Annotated in this window: 14 protein-coding genes and 1 pseudogene; 11 read left to right on the top strand and 4 right to left on the bottom strand. The window is 61.9% G+C overall.

The genetic code is table 11. The features are described 5' to 3' along the window. Window positions 1-84 precede the first annotated feature (84 nt). From ACZ445_RS04860 to ACZ445_RS04835, 6 genes are all read left to right on the top strand, one after another. Window positions 85-2,382 carry a hypothetical protein gene (locus ACZ445_RS04860; RefSeq protein WP_147467437.1) on the top strand — a complete coding sequence of 766 codons (2,298 nt, stop codon included), beginning with the start codon at window positions 85-87 and terminating at the stop codon, window positions 2,380-2,382. Window positions 2,383-2,479: 97 nt separating this feature from the next. Then, window positions 2,480-3,448 carry a LysR family transcriptional regulator gene (locus ACZ445_RS04855; RefSeq protein WP_058422937.1) on the top strand — a complete coding sequence of 323 codons (969 nt, stop codon included), beginning with the start codon at window positions 2,480-2,482 and terminating at the stop codon, window positions 3,446-3,448. A 213-nt stretch (window positions 3,449-3,661) separates the two neighbouring features. Then, a complete protein-coding gene (locus tag ACZ445_RS04850) occupies window positions 3,662-4,636 on the top strand; it encodes a 2-hydroxyacid dehydrogenase (RefSeq protein ID WP_058422938.1) in 975 nt (324 codons plus the stop codon). A gap of 199 nt (window positions 4,637-4,835) precedes the next feature. Further along, a complete protein-coding gene (locus tag ACZ445_RS04845) occupies window positions 4,836-5,738 on the top strand; it encodes a chemotaxis protein CheV (RefSeq protein ID WP_025855595.1) in 903 nt (300 codons plus the stop codon). Beyond that, window positions 5,735-6,217 (top strand): GNAT family N-acetyltransferase, encoded by a 483-nt coding sequence (locus ACZ445_RS04840; protein ID WP_058422939.1) that lies wholly within the window; start codon window positions 5,735-5,737, stop codon window positions 6,215-6,217. The genes ACZ445_RS04845 and ACZ445_RS04840 overlap by 4 nt, the downstream gene beginning before the upstream one ends. A gap of 108 nt (window positions 6,218-6,325) precedes the next feature. Then, the gene (locus ACZ445_RS04835) at window positions 6,326-7,069 is read left to right on the top strand and encodes a YkgJ family cysteine cluster protein (RefSeq protein ID WP_464708020.1); all 744 of its coding nucleotides are present in this window, start codon (window positions 6,326-6,328) and stop codon (window positions 7,067-7,069) included. Here ACZ445_RS04835 and ACZ445_RS04830 read toward each other — a convergent pair. From ACZ445_RS04830 to ACZ445_RS04815, 4 genes and pseudogenes are all read right to left on the bottom strand, one after another. Beyond that, a complete protein-coding gene (locus ACZ445_RS04830; protein ID WP_375166124.1) occupies window positions 7,047-8,153 on the bottom strand; it encodes a methyl-accepting chemotaxis protein in 1,107 nt (368 codons plus the stop codon). The genes ACZ445_RS04835 and ACZ445_RS04830 overlap by 23 nt on opposite strands. A gap of 195 nt (window positions 8,154-8,348) precedes the next feature. After that, window positions 8,349-8,630: pseudogene (locus ACZ445_RS04825) on the bottom strand (PAS domain-containing protein); the annotation flags it as partial. A gap of 107 nt (window positions 8,631-8,737) precedes the next feature. Then, a complete protein-coding gene (locus ACZ445_RS04820; protein ID WP_179028605.1) occupies window positions 8,738-9,508 on the bottom strand; it encodes a transporter substrate-binding domain-containing protein in 771 nt (256 codons plus the stop codon). Between the two features lie 165 nt (window positions 9,509-9,673). Further along, window positions 9,674-9,907 carry a hypothetical protein gene (locus tag ACZ445_RS04815; protein WP_010213018.1) on the bottom strand — a complete coding sequence of 78 codons (234 nt, stop codon included), beginning with the start codon at window positions 9,905-9,907 and terminating at the stop codon, window positions 9,674-9,676. Window positions 9,908-10,121: 214 nt separating this feature from the next. Between ACZ445_RS04815 and ACZ445_RS04810 the strand changes: the two genes are divergently transcribed. From ACZ445_RS04810 to ACZ445_RS04790, 5 genes are all read left to right on the top strand, one after another. Further along, the gene (locus tag ACZ445_RS04810; RefSeq protein WP_058422944.1) at window positions 10,122-11,288 is read left to right on the top strand and encodes an efflux RND transporter periplasmic adaptor subunit; all 1,167 of its coding nucleotides are present in this window, start codon (window positions 10,122-10,124) and stop codon (window positions 11,286-11,288) included. Further along, a complete protein-coding gene (locus ACZ445_RS04805) occupies window positions 11,285-14,374 on the top strand; it encodes a multidrug efflux RND transporter permease subunit (protein WP_310863465.1) in 3,090 nt (1,029 codons plus the stop codon). Before ACZ445_RS04810 ends, ACZ445_RS04805 begins: the two co-directional genes overlap by 4 nt. Window positions 14,375-14,399: 25 nt before the next feature. After that, window positions 14,400-15,077, top strand: coding sequence for a heavy metal response regulator transcription factor (locus tag ACZ445_RS04800; protein ID WP_179028607.1), 678 nt, complete (start codon window positions 14,400-14,402; stop codon window positions 15,075-15,077). Next, window positions 15,067-16,431 carry a heavy metal sensor histidine kinase gene (locus ACZ445_RS04795; protein ID WP_058422947.1) on the top strand — a complete coding sequence of 455 codons (1,365 nt, stop codon included), beginning with the start codon at window positions 15,067-15,069 and terminating at the stop codon, window positions 16,429-16,431. Before ACZ445_RS04800 ends, ACZ445_RS04795 begins: the two co-directional genes overlap by 11 nt. Before the next feature lie 394 nt (window positions 16,432-16,825). Further along, window positions 16,826-18,148 carry an OprD family porin gene (locus tag ACZ445_RS04790; RefSeq protein WP_464708019.1) on the top strand — a complete coding sequence of 441 codons (1,323 nt, stop codon included), beginning with the start codon at window positions 16,826-16,828 and terminating at the stop codon, window positions 18,146-18,148. Window positions 18,149-18,190 lie beyond the last annotated feature (42 nt).

The raw sequence follows: 18,190 nt of genomic DNA, 5'->3' as shown, positions 1-18,190 counted from the left end.
GGGGCGGCATGGGGAACGATAAGCTGGCATTCCTGTGAATCTTTGTTACCGTTCAGGCGATAATCCGGGCGAGCGCCAAGGACGTTGGGCTATTTATCCCGGCGCAGGGATATTCTCCCTACAGCGCGCAGCGATGCCAGCAAGCAGAATCACGAGCATTCCACCCTCTGGAGTGCCCGTATGTTTTCAGTCCTCAACGCACGTCCTTTCGAAGCGCCCATACCCGCCCCTGCACAAGAAACCGCTGACGTTCTGCGCAGGCAGCTACACCTCTCGCCAGAACCTCTACAACCTGGCATGCGCCCCCTGAAACGTGATGTGTGCTGGATCGCGGACCGCATTCTGGAAAAGCTGGTCCCGCTTGCACACTATCATCGCGATCAAGCATCGATAGAGGCGCTTCACCACAAGCTGTCCAGCCAAGAGCCGAGCCTGGAGGTGTCGGTAGAGGCGTTACCGGACTTTTACGCGTTTTTCAAAAAGGCCGAACACCTGCTTCGTCGGCACCGCACCTCCAGGGCCCCGGACATCGAAGCCGACTATGCACTGTGTCGCGCCCTCAAATGGCAGTTTCGGGCTGCCGTCAGCGCTGGCAAACATCTGCGCCTGACGCAAAAGTTGTTGCCGGCACTCGCCTATGTCCGCAACGGCGGCGAACGCAGCAACCACCGTCATCTCGGCTACAGCTTTGCATTGGAGCCAACGCTACAGACGCGTGCCGGGCCGCAGCTGGCAGCCGACTCGTGCCTGGAGGTCTCCGCCGACGAGCGCATCAGAAGCACGCGCGCCATCAGCCTGCAGGCACACTTAAAGTCATTGATCCAGGAGCAGTTCCAGACCCGCGGCCAACTCGGTATCGGCTATGTTTCGTCTTGCGAATACGCGAACCTGGAACAGTATGCCGATGCGCGCAGCCATTCCGTTCGCACCTCGCTAAGCGAGAGTATCCGTCGCACCGTGAAGAACCTGCCCAGCTTGTTGCGTGATAGCCACAACCTACAGAAACACCTGGCCTACTCAGCGCTGAGCCGACCCTATGTCAGGGCTGCGCTGGCCGGCGCAGGCCTGACCGATGTTGAACTGCCCAGCGTCAGAAACACCTCCCAACCGGTGATCACCGAGCATGGTTTCACGTTGACGGCCCATAACAAGGCGGCGGTGAATGTCTTCAGTGCTCTGCAGGTGAACACCACGATAAAGCCAACCCTGCAACGCACTCACCGCCACATCACCCTGGATATCCTGAGCCTGTATGAAACAGCGCCGGATTTGGCACACCGCCGCCTGGCCTCGCACAAGCACTACAACGACGACCCTTTGGTGCTGTTGGCCGATATGAAAAACCACATAGACGCCACCAGCAAACAATTCACCCAGCAGGTCTGCACATCCGTGCCAGCATCCAAGTTGAACGCCACCCGCCACGCGAGCAACAAACAGGCCCAATCATTGCTGGAGCGCTATGTGCTGCTCAAGGCACAGTCGCGCATCGATAGGCCGTTGGATAGTGAAATGCACACGCTGATCCAGCGCAACCATGCACAGCTGCGCCCCAATGCGCTGAAAGTCTACACGCTGACCGCCATGGCCCAGATACAGAGTTTCTCTGCCGGGGTAACGGCCTCATCGCAGGCCGGGGCGGGCAAAGGTGTGACCATTGAAGTCAGCCACCGCAAGCTCGATGACCCGCACCTGAGCGGTGATTACCTGACAATCGATATTGCCTCTTTAAACTCCCGGCAAGTCGTCAAGAAAATGCTGCACCAAGCACTTCGTACCATTGGCGAGCAGACATTCGACTGGGAACACCTGGTCCGCTCGATCAGCGAATCGTTGCTTGATCCCGCCAGACCGTCATCCACCCAAGTGCTGGTAAAGATAAAGCACGGCCAACCGGTGGTGTTGTATACCCGTCATACGGTGGACAAAGACCGCGATCTGGTACTACCGCAACAGGTTGAACAGTTCAGCGGCATCGAGGCGCAGTCGTTGCGCACACGGCAAACCCTGCGCAAAGAAAGGTTAGGCAGCGACTCGCTGGATCATCTGTTGCCAATCGCCCGCCGCTACCTGGAAAACCCCGATGAGAAGCCGGGCTGGGACGATTACGTAGAGCGGCACGCCGATGACTTTCATGCATTGCTCGACACCCTGGGCCGGCAGGCCCACGGTACGTCGCTGACCGCGGAGATTGACGTGCTAAAACGCATCAGCCCGGTACTCACCCGGGCCGCCGAAACCCTGATACAGCACGCCCACACCGCCCTCGACGTGCCTACCCGTGAAAACCGTGCCTTCGCACAGGCGGCATTCAATCATTTGCTACAGGAATACATGCCGCACTATAGGGCGAAAGTCAGTGAGGCCTGGACGTTGTCCTGACCCTTCGCCACCCATGTCGGGAGGGGACAGCGCCCAGCGGATACACACCTGTGCGCAACTTCATGTCACAATTTGGCATCTCCCTTGAGAACACTCCATGGACACTTTGCAAAACATGCGCGCCTTCAGTTGCGTGGCCGAAGCCGGCAGCTTCACCGCCGCCGCCGTGCAACTGGATACCACCACTGCCAATGTGTCGCGCGCGGTCTCCAACCTTGAGGCCCATCTGCAAACCCGCTTGCTGAACCGCACCACCCGGCGCATTGCACTGACCGAGGCAGGTAAACGCTACCTGCTGCGCTGTGAACAGATCCTGGCCTATGTCGAAGAAGCCGAAGCCGAGGCCAGCGACGCCCACGCCCGTCCCGCCGGGCAGTTGAAAGTGCACACCATGACCGGCATCGGCCAGCATTTCGTCATCGACGCCATCGCTCGCTATCGCCGTACTCACCCGGACGTGACCTTCGACCTGACCCTGGCCAACCGCGTGCCGGACCTGCTCGACGAAGGCTATGACGTGTCCATCGTGCTGGCCAGCGAACTGCCGGACTCGGGCTTCGTGTCCCAGCGCCTGGGCATCACCTACAGCATCGCTTGTGCCTCGCCGGATTACGTCAAGGCCAAGGGCTGCGCCCATCGCCCCAATGACCTGCTCAACCATGCCTGCCTGCGCCTGGTCAGCCCGGTGATTCAGCTCGACAAGTGGACCTTCAACGGCCCGGAAGGCCAGGAAAGCGTGGCGATCAACACTTCGCCGTTCCTGGTGAACTCGGCGGATGCGATGAAAACCGCGATCACCAGCGGCATGGGCATTGGCCTGCTGCCGGTGTACGCGGCCATCGAGGGCCTGCGCAACGGCACCCTGGTGCGCGTCATGCCCAACTACCGTTCCCAGGAATTGAACCTGTACGCCATCTACCCCTCGCGCCAGTACCTGGATGCGAAGATCAAGACCTGGGTGGAATACCTGCGCGGCTCGTTGCCGGAGATTCTGGCGGCGCACCAGGCGGAACTGGTGGCGTATGAGTTGAGTGGCAGCCTGAGCGGTGCGCGCCTGGCGAACTGATCTCTCCCAGGTGATACAGATCAAATGTGGGAGGGGGCTTGCTCCCGATAGCGGTGCGTCAGTCACCCGATGTGTTGACCGGTCCACTGCCATCGGGGGCAAGCCCCCTCCCACATTTTTCTCTGCCCACTTTAGGTCTGCCGTCCCCTGACAACAGTGGCAAGGAATGTTAGCGTGCTTGGCATTCTCCCGTAGTCGATGAGCCCGCCTGCAATGAAAAAGACTGTCCTCGCCTTCAGCCGCGTCACCCCGGCAATGATCGAACGCCTGCAACAGGATTTCGAAGTGATCGCGCCCAACCCCAAGCTGGGCGACATCAATGCTCAATTCAATGAAGCCCTGCCCCACGCCCACGGCCTGATCGGCGTTGGCCGCAAGCTGGGCCGCGAGCAGTTGCAAGGCGCAAGCAAGCTGGAGGTGGTGTCCAGCGTGTCGGTGGGCTACGACAACTACGACGTGGCGTACTTCAACGAACGCGGGATCATGCTCACCAACACCCCGGATGTACTCACCGAAAGCACCGCCGACCTGGCCTTCGCCCTGCTGATGGGCAGCGCTCGCCGGGTGGCCGAACTGGATGCCTGGACCAAGGCCGGCCAGTGGAAAGCCAGCGTCGGCGCGCCGTTGTTCGGTTGCGATGTGCACGGCAAGACCCTGGGCATCGTCGGCATGGGCAATATCGGCGCGGCCGTGGCCCGGCGGGGACGCCTGGGTTTCAACATGCCGATCCTGTACAGCGGCAACAGCCGCAAGCCGGCGCTGGAGCAGGAGTTGGGCGCACAGTTTCGCAGCCTGGACGCGCTACTGGCCGAGGCGGATTTCGTGTGCCTGGTGGTGCCGTTGAGTGAGAAGACCCGGCACCTGATCAGCACCCGCGAGCTGGGGCTGATGAAGTCCAGCGCGATCCTGATCAATATTTCCCGAGGCCCGGTGGTGGATGAACCAGCGCTGATCGAAGCCCTGCAAAACCAACGCATCCGTGGCGCCGGGCTGGATGTGTATGAACAGGAGCCGCTGGCCGAGTCGCCGTTGTTCCAACTGAGCAATGCCGTGACCCTACCGCACATCGGCTCGGCCACCCATGAAACCCGCGAAGCCATGGCCAACCGTGCTCTGGACAACCTGCGCAGCGCGCTGCTGGGCCAACGCCCGCAGGACCTGGTGAACCCGCAAGTCTGGAAACACTGACCGAACATTAATGTAGGAGGGGGCTTGCCCCCGATGAGGGCGAGTCAGTCAGCACATCCGGTGACTGAAATACCGCTATCGGGGGCAAGCCCCCTCCCACATCGACTGCCGTCGGGCACGAAATCCGGTTAAAGCCTGGCTCACTCAAGTCGATAACCTTCCATAGATGTTCGTCATCCCTGATCCACAGAAGGTTTTTATGTCCACCACCAAAGCCCGCGCAGACTCACTCTCGCTTCTGCTCTTTACCTTGCGCAGCGGCAAGCTGATGGCGATCAACCTGCTGAAAGTCAGCGAAATCATCCCGTGCCCGCCGCTGACCAAGCTGCCGGAATCCCATCCGCATGTGAAAGGCATCGCCACCCTGCGCGGCAACTCGCTGGCGGTGATCGACCTGAGCCGCGCGCTGGGGGAGATGCCCCTGGCAGACCCGGACGGCGGCTGCCTGATCGTTACCGATGTGAGCCGCTCCAAGCAGGGCCTGCATGTGCAAGCGGTGAGCAAGATCGTGCATTGCCTGACCACCGACATCCGCCCACCGCCCTACGGCTCCGGCGGTAACCGTGCGTTTATCACCGGGGTGACCCAGGTGGAAGGCGGCCTGGTGCAGGTGCTGGATATCGAAAAAGTCATCCATGGCATCGCACCGGCGCCAATCGAAGCGGCGCCCACCGACTTGACCATGGAAGAGGCCGAAGTGCTGGGCAATGCGCGCATCCTGGTGGTGGACGACAGCCAGGTCGCGCTGCAGCAATCGGTACACACCCTGCGCAACCTCGGCCTCACTTGCCACACCGCGCGCAGCGCCAAGGAAGCCATCGATGTGCTGCTGGAGCTGCAAGGCACGGCGGAGCAAATCAATGTGGTGGTGTCGGACATCGAGATGTCGGAAATGGACGGCTACGCCCTCACCCGCACCCTGCGCGAAACTCCGGATTTCCAGCACCTGTATATCTTGCTGCACACCTCCCTGGACAGCGCGATGAACAGCGAAAAAGCCCGGCTGGCCGGCGCCGACGCGGTGCTCACCAAGTTCTCTTCGCCCGAGTTGACCAAGTGCCTGGTGGTGGCCGCTCAAACCGTGGCGCAAAAAGGCCTGTGAGCGAATACTTCCAACTGCTGCGCCGCGACCTCACCGGCAGCCTGCCCGCCCCGCTGTGGCCGGCGGGTACACAGTTGGATCATTACCGTGACGAGCTTGCACCCGCGATTCATGCGGTATTGCGCATGACCCAGGACCAGGGCGGCGGCCGCGTCCCCCACCTGGAAACCTGGCAACACCAATTCACCTCCGACGCCGAGTTCGACCCCACGCTGTGCCTGGTGGCGAGTAACCACGAAGGCATTCTCGCCGTCGCGCAATGCTGGACCAGCGCGTTCATCAAGAACCTCTCTGTTCACCCTTGCGCCCAGGGCCAGGGCTTGGGCCGGGCGTTGCTGCTGCATAGCTTTCACACCTTCAAGCAGCGCGGCGAGCCCTATGTGGACCTCAAGGTATTGGAAAGCAATCTGCGCGCTCGGCAGCTATATGAGAGCGCAGGCATGAGATTTGTCCTACGCGATGTAGTGACAGAGGACTGACAGGCACTGGCGTGTAACTTGCTTCCACAGAGACAAAACGGTGAACAGAGGTAAAAACCCGTCACCGTTCTTGCGTGCCCTCTGACCTAGCCTGGTGACAGATCTGCCATGAACACTCAATTTTCCTGCGTAGGTTGCGGCAAATGCTGCTCCGATCATCACGTCCCCCTGACCCTCGAAGAAGCCCGCCAGTGGGCGGCCGACGGCGGCAGCGTCATCGTCCTGGTGGAAGGTTTCCTCGGTAATGGCCTGGGCCTGCCCCCGCAACAACGCGAACATGCCGAGCGCCGTTCGGTGGTCGTGCCCAGCGGTAACACCGAGGCGTTTGTGGCAATCACCTTTGCCGCCTACAACGCCGGCCCCTGCCGGAATCTTGACGAAGACAACCGCTGCCGTATCTATGAGCGCCGCCCGCTGGTGTGTCGCATCTACCCGATGGAGATCAACCCGCATATCCCGTTGAACCCCGCCGCCAAGGATTGCCCGCCGGAGTCCTGGGAGCAGGGGCCGGAGCTGATCGTGGGCGGCCAGTTGATGGACCCGGAACTCGCGCAGTTGATCCAGCGCTCACGCCAGGCCGATCGTGATGATGTGCAGACCAAGGAAGCGGTGTGCGCCTTGCTCGGCATTCGCACCACGGCGCTCAAGGGGGATGGGTTTACCGCTTACCTGCCGGACATGGGCGCGTTTGCCCAAGCGATCAAGTTGGCGGCGGGTCAGCCGTCCGTGGCCAATGAATGGGTGTTCCATGTGTCGGGGATGGACATCGCCGAGCAAGTGCTGGATGCCGGGGCACAGATTGCCACCGAAGTACCGGCCAACTATGCGTTTATCTCGTTGCGCGCGGCCTAGCCCAGAACTCCCGCGCCAATTGCTGTAGATCCTCCGCCAGTGCGGCCACATCGCTTGAACTGAGCCGGCTCTGCTGACCGGCACTGACGGTGGCCTCCCCGGCATCACGGATGCCGACGATGTTGCGATTGATGTCCTCGCTCACCGTGCTCTGCTCTTCCACGGCGGTTGCAATCTGCTGGCTCATGGCGGTGATTTGCGTGACGCGCTGGCTGATGCCATCCAGTGCGGCGGCGGCCCGCTGGGCCTGTTTGACGCTGGCGTCGACATGCTCGCCACTGTGAGCCATGGCCTGCACCGCGTCCCGCGCGCCGCCTTGCAGGGTACTGATCATGCGCTGGATTTCGTCGGTCGATTGCTGGGTGCGCTGGGCCAGACCACGCACTTCATCGGCCACCACCGCAAACCCGCGCCCCTGCTCACCGGCCCGTGCCGCTTCGATGGCGGCGTTCAGCGCCAGCAGGTTGGTCTGCTCGGCAATCGTGCGGATCACTTCCAGCACGCCGCTGATTTCGCCGCTGTGGTTTTCCAACTGGTGAATCACCTCCGTGGCCCGCGCCAACTCCTGGGACAAGCGCAACACCGCATCACGACTTTCATCCACACGCAGGTGGCCTTCCCGGGTTTCGCTGCCGGCCCGGTCGGCCGCCTTGGACGCCTGCTGGGCATGGTTGGCCATTTCGGCCACGCTGGCGGCCATCTGGTGAATGGCTGCCGCCACCTGGTCGGTCTGAGTCTGCTGGCCCAGGCTGCTGGCGTGACTGCTGTCGAGGTGCTGCACCAACCGTGCGGCGTGGCCGGAGAGGCGCTGAGAGGCATCACCAATACGCCCGACCACCGAGCCCGCTTGGGCTTCGAGCATGTGCAGGGCGAACTCGATCTGCCCACACTCATCACGGCGCCCGGTGTAGATCGCCTGGCTCAGCGGGTTGTCGGCCACTCGATGCGCCCGCTGTTGCAATTGAGCCAAGGGCCGCAACATCAGCCGCACCCCAGCCGCCCCCACCGCACACCCCGCCACCAACGCCAGTAACTGCCAGACCAGCGCGTAACCCGTCAGGCCCAAGCCCAAGGCCCAGGTCACCGCGCAAGTGGCGATGACCCATGCCGATAATTTCACACCCATACCGACGACCGGCCAGGACAGTCGCTTGCCCGCTCGCAAGCGCGCATACATCCGCTCCGCCACTGCGATCCTGTGCGCATCCGGCTTGGTACGCACCGATTGATACTCCACGGTTGCGCCCTCTCGGGTCACCGGTGTGGCATACGCGCTGACCCAATAGTGGTCACCGTTTTTGCAGCGGTTTTTCACCATGCCCATCCACGACCGGCCGCTCTTGAGGGTTTGCCACATATGGGCGAACGCCTCGGCTGGCATGTCCGGATGCCGCAGGACGTTGTGCGGCACACCCAACAACTCGTCACGGCGGTAGCCGCTGATGTCGATGAAATCCTGGTTGGCGTAGGTAATCGCGCTGGTCAGGTCGGTGGTCGAAAGGATGTTGGCGTCGGGGGCAAAGTCCACATTCCGACCGGTGACCGGCAGATTGATCTTCATGGAGAAGCGCGCTCGTGATTGTTGGGGGAGTCGGCAGGGCGTCGACTCTAAGCGCACCGAGGGGGCAAATACTGATCCAGCTCATGTTCCGCGCAATTAATTAGCCATCACGGCACGTCCAGGCGATAAGGCGCGACGATCCGCTGGTACTCGCCGTTGTACTTGAGCTGTTCAAGCGCACGGTTAAGCTCGACACGCAGCGCCGTGTCGGTATTGCGCAGCGCAATCGCAACACCATTGCCCAACAGCTCCGCACAAACGGCTGGCCCCAGGAAGTCGAAATCCTGGCCGGCAGCCGTGTCGAGCAGAGCCTCGCGAATTTCCACAGTGCCTTGCAGGGTCGCATCGATATCGCCTGCCACCAGGCTGCGGACCAGTTCGTCGTTGAGCCAGAAACTCTTGATGATCACGCCTTCGCGCGCCCATTGCGAACGAACAAAGGCTTCGCGATTACTGCCCAGCAATACACCCACTCGCTTGCCCTTGAGCGACCTTGGTGTCGGCATCAGGCCCGAGGTTCGACGTGCGACCAGGCGTGTGGTGAAGGGGTAGAGGTTCTCGGTGAAACTGACCCAGCGCCGACGGAGTGGTGTAGGGGCAATGCCCATGATTGCATCGAATTGCCGCGCTTCAAGACGTTCGAAGTCTTCGACCAGCACCTGGTCAACCCAGGTACAGCGCACATTCAACTGCTGGCAAAGGGCATTGCCCAACTCGATATTCAAGCCGACCAACTGCCCTTGCGGGTTGCGGCTCTGGAAGGGGGGAAATTGCGCGACAACCGCGAAACGGATTTCGCGTCGCGGTTGATCAAGGCCTGCAACGGCATCCACCGCCAGCAACAGGGCAAACGCTACACAGAGGTGTATCAGGGCCACAGGAAACGTCCTTTTCCGGAAAGAGCGCCCTCCGCTGCTCCCTGTGGAAAAACCAGGGGTGCAGCGGAAGCTGTGCAAGCTTTCAAGAAACGGTCGCGGGCCTACAAGTAGAAATAGCGACTGGAGCTGTAGGCAACATCCCGCAAATATTACAACGGATTGATCTTAACGTTTACCCATGGAACGACGAGTGCCCGGTGGCGCCATGCCCGGGGTCTTGGTATGACCGTTCTTGGCGCCGTTCTTGTACCAGGGCTGGGCGGCATTCTTGGCCCCGGCCAGCTCACCCGGCTTGAAGGGGAATTTGAACGCCGGGATCTCGGCTTTTTCAACGCCTTCGGCGCTGGCCGGATCGACGAGGTCGGCCGCTTCAACAGGGGGTTGTGTCGGGGAAGTCATGGAAGCTCCGGAGCGTGCAAGAAATGACGCGGGGCCGGCTTGCGGGCCACGCTGGCGCGCAGTATACCTGCCCGCCTCGGATCTTTAACCACCACCTGTACGAATGGTCTGCCTTTACTGACAGCGCCGTCAGTTAGCAGTCACCTTGCTGACCGGGTTGGCAGGCTATAAAGGCCTCACACACTTCCAATCCTTTGCCCTGGCGCCTCACCCCATGCACATTCAACGCAAAACCGCCCTGATCGTGGTTGTCCTCGTGGTGTTGGCCGTTGCAGCCTGGGCCTTGACCCGTCCAGCCAAAGCCAAACTGGCGGCGCCCACGGCGATTCCGGTGCGGGTGGTGAGCGTGGCGCAACAGGATGTTCCGCGTTTTGTCAGCGGGATCGGTTCGGTGCTGTCACTGCACAGCGTGGTGATTCGCCCGCAAGTGGACGGCATCCTCACTAAATTGCTGGTCAAGGAAGGCCAACGGGTCAAGGCCGGCGACCTGCTGGCGACCATCGATGACCGCTCGATCCGCGCTAGTCTCGACCAGGCCAAGGCGCAACTGGGCGAAAGCCAGGCTCAGTTGCAGGTAGCGCTGGTCAACCTCAAGCGCTACAAGGAGCTGAGCGTCGACGACGGCGTGTCCAAGCAAACCTATGACCAGCAACAAGCGTTGGTCAACCAGCTCAAGGCCACCGCCCAGGGCAACCAGGCCGCCATCGATTCGGCCCAGGTGCAACTTTCCTACACCCAGATTCGCTCACCGGTCAGCGGCCGCGTGGGTATTCGCACCGTGGATGAGGGCAATTTCCTACGTACCGCCGACACCCAGGGCCTGTTTTCCGTCACCCAGATCGACCCGATTGCCGTCGAATTTTCCCTGCCGCAACAGATGCTGCCCACCCTGCAAGGCCTGATCGCAGCGCCCACCCCGGCCAGCGTCGACGCCTACCTGGGCGCGGATACCGACGGCCAGACCGGCGACTTGCTCGGCGAAGGCCACTTGAGCCTGATCGACAACCAGATCAGCTCCACCACCGGCACCCTGCGCGCCAAAGCCGAGTTCAACAACGCCTCACAACGCCTGTGGCCGGGGCAACTGGTGACCATCAAGATCCAGACCGCCCTCGACAAAAATGCGCTGGTGGTGCCGCCGACCGTGGTGCAGCGCGGCCTGGATTCGCACTTCGTGTACCGGGTCAACGGTGACAAGGTCGAGGTAGTGCCGGTGCAGGTGACGTACCAGGACAGCGACCTCAACATCATCAAGGGCGTGCAGGCCGGGGATGTGCTGGTCAGTGACGGCCAGTCGCGGCTCAAGGCCGGGGCGCAGGTGGAGGTACTCAAGGACCCGCCGCAGGTCATCCAGACCGTTGATGCCAAGGTGCAGCCATGAGCCGTTCGCCATCAGCCTGGTGCGTCGACCACCCGGTCGCCACCCTGCTGCTGACCTTCGCCCTGGTGCTGCTCGGGCTGATTGCCTTCCCACGCCTGGCCATCGCCCCACTGCCGGAAGCGGAGTTTCCGACGATCCAGGTCACCGCCACCCTGCCCGGCGCCAGCCCGGACACCATGGCCTCGTCCGTGGCCACGCCATTGGAGGTGCAATTCAGCGCCATCCCCGGCATGACCCAGATGACCTCCAGCAGTGCCTTGGGCTCCAGCCTGCTGACCCTGCAATTCACCCTGAACAAGAGCATCGACACCGCCGCCCAGGAAGTGCAGGCCGCGATCAACACCGCGTCCGGCAAACTGCCCAGCGATATGCCGAGCCTGCCGACCTGGAAAAAGGTCAACCCGGCAGACAGCCCGGTACTGATCCTCAGCGTCAGTTCCAACAGCATGCCCAGCACCGAGCTGAGCGACTACGTGGAAACCCTGCTGGCCCGGCAGATCAGCCAGATCGACGGCGTGGGCCAGATCAACATCACCGGCCAGCAACGCCCGGCGATCCGCGTGCAGGCCTCGCCGGACAAACTCGCCGCCATTGGCCTGACCCTCGCCGATATCCGCCTGGCCATCCAGCAATCGAGCCTCAACCTGGCCAAGGGCGCGATATACGGCGAGAACAGCGTGTCGACCTTGTCGACCAACGACCAGTTGTTCCACCCGGAGGACTACGCGCAGTTGATCGTGTCCTACAAGGACGGCGCACCGGTTCAACTGCGCGATATCGCCAAAGTCATCAACGGATCAGAAAACGCCTACGTGCAGGCCTGGTCCGGCGACACGCCCGGGGTCAACCTGGTGATCTCACGCCAACCCGGCGCGAACATCGTCGAGACTGTCGACCGTATTCAAGCCGAGCTGCCGCGCCTGCAAGCGATGTTGCCGGCGTCAGTGCAGGTTAGCGTGTTGACCGACCGCACCAAGACCATCCGCGCGTCCCTGCATGAAGTGGAAGTCACCCTGCTGATTGCCATCCTGCTGGTGGTGGCGGTGATGGCGCTGTTCCTGCGGCAGTTGTCGGCGACAATGATTGTGTCCAGTGTGCTGGGCGTGTCGCTGGTCGCCAGTTTTGCGCTGATGTACCTGATGGGTTTCAGCCTGAACAACCTCACGCTGGTGGCAATCGTGATTGCCGTGGGCTTTGTAGTGGACGATGCCATCGTGGTGGTGGAGAACATTCACCGTCATCTGGAGGCGGGCCTCGACAAGCGCGAAGCGGCGATCAAGGGCGCCGGTGAAATCGGCTTTACCGTGGTGTCCATCAGCTTCTCGCTGGTGGCCGCATTCATTCCGCTGCTGTTCATGGGCGGCGTGGTCGGGCGGTTGTTCAAGGAGTTCGCGCTGACAGCCACCTCGACCATCCTGATTTCGGTGGTGGTGTCGCTGACCCTGGCGCCGACCCTGGCCGCGCTGTTCATGCGCGCCCCCACTCATCACGCCCACGACAAACCTGGGTTCAGCGAGCGCCTGTTGGCCGGCTATGCGCGCACCCTGCGCCGCGCCCTGGCCCATCAACGCAGTATGGCGGCGATCTTCGTGGTCACTCTGGCCCTGGCCGTGGTCGGCTATGTGTTTATCCCCAAGGGCTTCTTCCCGGTGCAGGACACCGGCTTTGTACTCGGCACCAGCGAAGCGGCGGCCGACGTGTCGTACCCGGACATGGTCGCCAAGCACAAGGCCCTGGCCGAGATCGTCAAGGCCGATCCCGCAGTGGAAGCGTTCTCGCATTCGGTGGGGGTGACTGGCAGCAACCAGACCATCGCCAACGGCCGTTTCTGGATCGCCTTGAAAGACCGGGGTGATCGCGATGTGTCCGCCAGCCAGTTCATCGACCGCATTCGGCCGAAACTGGCCAAGGTGCCGGGCATCGTGCTGTATCTGCGTGCCGGCCAGGACATCAACTTGAGTTCCGGCCCCAGCCGCGCCCAGTACCAGTACGTGCTCAAGAGCAATGACGGCCCGACGCTGAATACCTGGACCCAGCGCCTCACCGAAAAACTGCGTGCCAACCCGGCCTTCCGCGACCTGTCCAACGACCTGCAACTGGGCGGCAGCATCACCCACATCAGCATCGACCGCCAGGCCGCCGCACGCTTCGGCCTGACCGCCACCGATGTGGACCAGGCGCTGTACGACGCGTTCGGCCAACGCCAGATCAACGAGTTCCAGACCGAGATCAACCAGTACCAGGTGGTGCTGGAACTGGACACGCAACAACGCGGCAAGGCCGAGAGCCTGAACTACTTCTACCTGCGCTCGCCGTTGACCAACGAGATGGTGCCGCTGTCGGCGCTGGCCAAAGTCGACCCGCCGACCGTGGGGCCGCTTTCGATCAGCCATGACGGCATGTTCCCGGCCGCCAACCTGTCGTTCAACCTGGCGCCGGGCGTGGCGTTGGGCGACGCGGTGATCATGCTCAACCAGGCCAAGAATGAAATCGGCATGCCGACTACCCTCATCGGCAACTTCCAGGGCGCGGCCCAGGCGTTCCAGAGCTCCCTGGCCAGCCAACCGTGGCTGATCCTGGCGGCGCTGGTGGCGGTCTACATTATCCTCGGCGTGCTGTATGAGAGTTTCGTGCACCCGCTGACGATTATCTCGACCTTGCCATCAGCCGGGTTGGGGGCGCTGATCATGCTGTCGCTGATGGGCCAGGACTTTTCGATCATGGCCTTGATCGGCCTGGTGCTGTTGATCGGCATTGTGAAGAAGAACGGCATCCTGATGATCGACTTCGCCCTCGACGCCCAGCGTGTGCGCGGGTTGCCGCCCGAAGAGGCGATCTATGAAGCCTGCGTCACGCGGTTCCGGCCGATCATCATGACCACCCTAGCCGCCCTGCTCGGCGCGGTGCCGCTGATGCTCGGCGCGGGCCCCGGTGCGGAAATGCGCCAGCCGCTGGGGATCGCGGTGGTCGGCGGCTTGCTGGTGAGCCAGGCGCTGACGCTGTTCACCACGCCGGTCATATACTTGTACCTCGAGAAGTTTTTCCACCGGCCTAAACCAACGCCTGCGCTGGCGAGCACACACTGAGGCCCGCCCCTGGAGCACAACACTCATGCGCGTCCTGATTATTGAAGATGAAGAAAAAACCGCGGACTACCTGCATCGCGGTCTGACCGAGCAAGGCTATACGGTCGATGTCGCCCGCGAAGGTGTCGAAGGCCTGCACCTGGCGCTGGAGAACGACTACGCGGTGATCGTGCTCGACGTGATGCTGCCCGGCCTCGACGGCTTCGGCGTGTTGCGCGCCTTGCGTGCACGCAAACAGACGCCGGTGATCATGTTGACCGCCCGCGAGCGCGTGGAAGACCGCATTCGCGGCCTGCGCGAAGGCGCCGACGATTACCTGGGCAAGCCGTTTTCGTTCCTGGAACTGGTGGCGCGCCTGCAAGCCCTGACCCGCCGCAGTGGCGGGCACGAGCCGGTGCAAGTCACGGTCGCCGACCTGTGGATCGACCTGATCAGCCGCAAGGCCAGCCGCAACGGACAGCGCCTGGACCTGACTGCGAAGGAGTTCTCGCTGCTCAGTGTGTTGGCACGACGCCAGGGCGAAATCCTGTCCAAGACGGCGATTGCAGAAATGGTCTGGGACATCAATTTCGACAGCGATGCCAACGTGGTGGAAGTCGCGATCAAGCGCCTGCGCGCCAAGCTCGACGGGCCGTTCGATACCAAGCTGCTGCACACCATTCGCGGCATGGGCTATGTGCTGGAGAGTCGCAGTGTCGGCTAACTCGATTGCCTTGCGCCTGAGCGGCATGTTCAGCCTGGTGGCGCTGCTGATCTTCCTGTTGATCGGCGGCGCGCTGTATCAGCAAGTGGATCGCAGCCTGGGCCTGCTGCCGGGCGCCGAGTTGGACGCGCGCTACAGCGTGCTCGAATCGTCGGTGAATCGCTTTGGTACGCCGGACCATTGGCAAAAGATCAAGGCCAAGCTCAAGTTACTGGGCGAGGAAGACAAACGCATCCGTTTCTGGGTGGTGAGCAGTGACCCGAACTATGAGTATGGCAACCCCGATGCGCAGATCCGCGCCTTCGCCGAAGGGCGCACAGGTAAGCGCGACTTGCGCCTGGCCGGCCACAAACACCCGTTCAAGGTACTGGTGAGCCAGTTCCCGGCCAAGGATCAACGCCCGCCGCTGCGCTTCATGATCGCCATCGACACCGAGAACTTCCGCGCCACCCAGCATCACCTGCTGGTGGCGTTGATCAGCCTGGCTCTGGTAGGCGTGGTGCTGGCATCGTTGCTAGGGTTCTGGGTGGCGCGCATCGGCCTCAAACCACTGGGCAAACTCTCGGACGAAGCGCAGAAACTCGCGCCGCCGAAGCTCTCCGGGCGCCTGCAACTGTTGCCGTTGCCTCCCGAGTTGAGCCAGTTCGTCAACTCGTTCAACGCCACCCTCGACCGCGTCGAGCAAGCCTATTCACGCCTGGAGTCGTTCAACGCCGATGTGGCCCATGAACTGCGCTCGCCGCTGACCAACCTGATCGGCCAGACCCAGGTGGCGCTGACCCGAGGGCGCTCGGCCGAGCATTATTTCGAGGTACTGCAATCGAACCTCGAAGAGCTGGAGCGCCTGCGTTCGATCATCAACGACATGCTGTTCCTCGCCAGCGCCGACCAAGGCAGCAAGGCCACCAAGCTGATCGAAAGCTCCCTGGCCGACGAAGTGGCCACGACCCTGGACTACCTGGACTTCATCCTCGAAGACGCCCAGGTCCAGGTGCAGGTCCACGGGGATGCCGTGGTGCAGATCGAGAAAGCCCACCTGCGCCGCGCACTGATCAACCTGCTGAGCAATGCGGTGCAGCACACCGCGCCCGGGCAGGTGATTGCAGTGAACATCGAGGTGCTGGCGCATCAGGTTTCTATCGGTGTGACCAACCCCGGCGACGCAATTGCCAGCGAGCACCTGCCGCGCCTGTTCGAACGTTTTTATCGGGTAGATGCGTCGCGCAGCAACAGTGGGGCAAATCACGGGCTGGGGCTGGCAATCGTCAAGGCGATTGCGTTGATGCATGGCGGGGATGTGTTCGTACGCAGCGACGGCGGTGGCAATACCTTTGGCATTACCCTGCCCCTCTGAATCTCCTGAGACGCGGCAGTCTAACTGAGGGAGGGGGCTACACCCCCGATAGCGGAGCGTCAGTTACCCATGAACTGGCTGACACACTGCCATCGGGGGCAAGCCCCCTCCCACATTGCCCTTCACACCATCACTGTTGCGATTTGGGCAACAGTCATTATCTTGTTACACTCTGTATTCCACCGCTCGCCTGCGTTAATTTGACGCATCGATGAGCGCGACGGCAAAGACAGCTTTCCCGCTTACCCGAATTTCCCTCGACTTATTTCCAGGGCTCTACACTGGGAATCTGTCTTAAAGCCGCTGACCTTCAGCGGCTTTTTTTTGCCGTAAAAAAGGCCAGGCACACCCCCACGACATTGGCCGTTTCCGATTGACCAAAGGAGCTCCACCGGTGAAGAACTCGCTGACGTTCACCCCGTTATTCCTCGCAGTAGCCGCAACGATTACCTCCCTTGCCCACGCGGCAGACACCACCCCCGCCGACGGTTTCGTCGAAGGCGCCCACCTCAAAATCAACACCCGCAACTACTACATGAACCGCGACCGGCGCGACATCCACACCGATGACAGCAAGGAGTGGGGCCAGGGTTTCATCGGCATCTTCGAATCCGGCTACACCCAAGGCACCGTCGGCTTCGGCCTGGATGCCCATGCCATGCTCGGCCTCAAGCTCGACGGCGGTGGCGGCACCGATGGTTCCAGCATCCTTCCGTATGGCGGTGGCAACGGCAAGGCACCCGGCTCGTTCTCCACGGCAGGCGGCACCTTGAAAATGCGCGCATTCGATACCGAGCTGAAGGCCGGCGACCTGTTCCTCAATAACCCGGTGATCGCTGGCGGCGCGACACGCATGCTGCCGCAGACCTTCCGTGGCGTGAGCGTGACCAACCACAGTCTCGACGGCTGGATGTTCGAAGGCGGCCAGGCCAGTTTCACCAAGCTCTACAACCAGAGCGGCCATCGCCGCATCGGCACCAGCTACGGCGCGCTGCCCAACACGGCGGACAGCCAGCACATGAACTGGGCCGGCGTATCGTTCAGCGGCATCGACGGGCTGACCAGCAACCTCTACGCGTCGGAACTCAAGGACGTGTGGAACCAGTACTACTACGACCTGGACTACACCTACGCGCTGAATGACCTGGTCAGCCTCAACCCAGGCCTGCACTACTACCACACCCAGGACACCGGCCAGTCGCTGCTCGGCAGCATCGACAACAACACCTACAGCCTGCATTTCACCGTGGGCGTGGGCAACCACAGCGTCACCGCCACCTACCAGCGGGTCAACGGCAACACGCCGTTCGACTACATCGCCCAAGGTGACAGCGTCTACCTAGACAACTCCCAGCAGTACTCCGACTTCAACGGCCCCAACGAACGTTCATGGAAGCTCAAGTACGCCTATGACTTCGTCGGCCTCGGCCTGCCAGGCCTGACCTCGGCGGTGTCCTATATCAGCGGCAAGACCGACCTGACCAAGGTTGACCCGCAAAGCCGTGGCTACAGCGCCTGGTACAGCGCCGATGGCAAAGATGCCAAGCACTGGGAACGCGACATCGACGTGAAATACGTGGTGCAGGGCGGCAAGGCCAAGGACTTGGCGGTGCGCCTGCAATGGGCGACCAACCGCGGTGGCAATGGCTACGCGGCGGTGGATCGGGATGTGGACGAGTACCGCGTGATCGTCGACTATCCGATCAACGTGTTCTGAGGGGTGATTTTTTCTTTTTAACCAAGTAATTAATTTTCATCG

This window comes from Pseudomonas allii (genome assembly GCF_055380095.1).
Note: the sequence above shows the minus strand (reverse complement) of the source record. Positions and strands in the feature narration are given on the sequence as shown.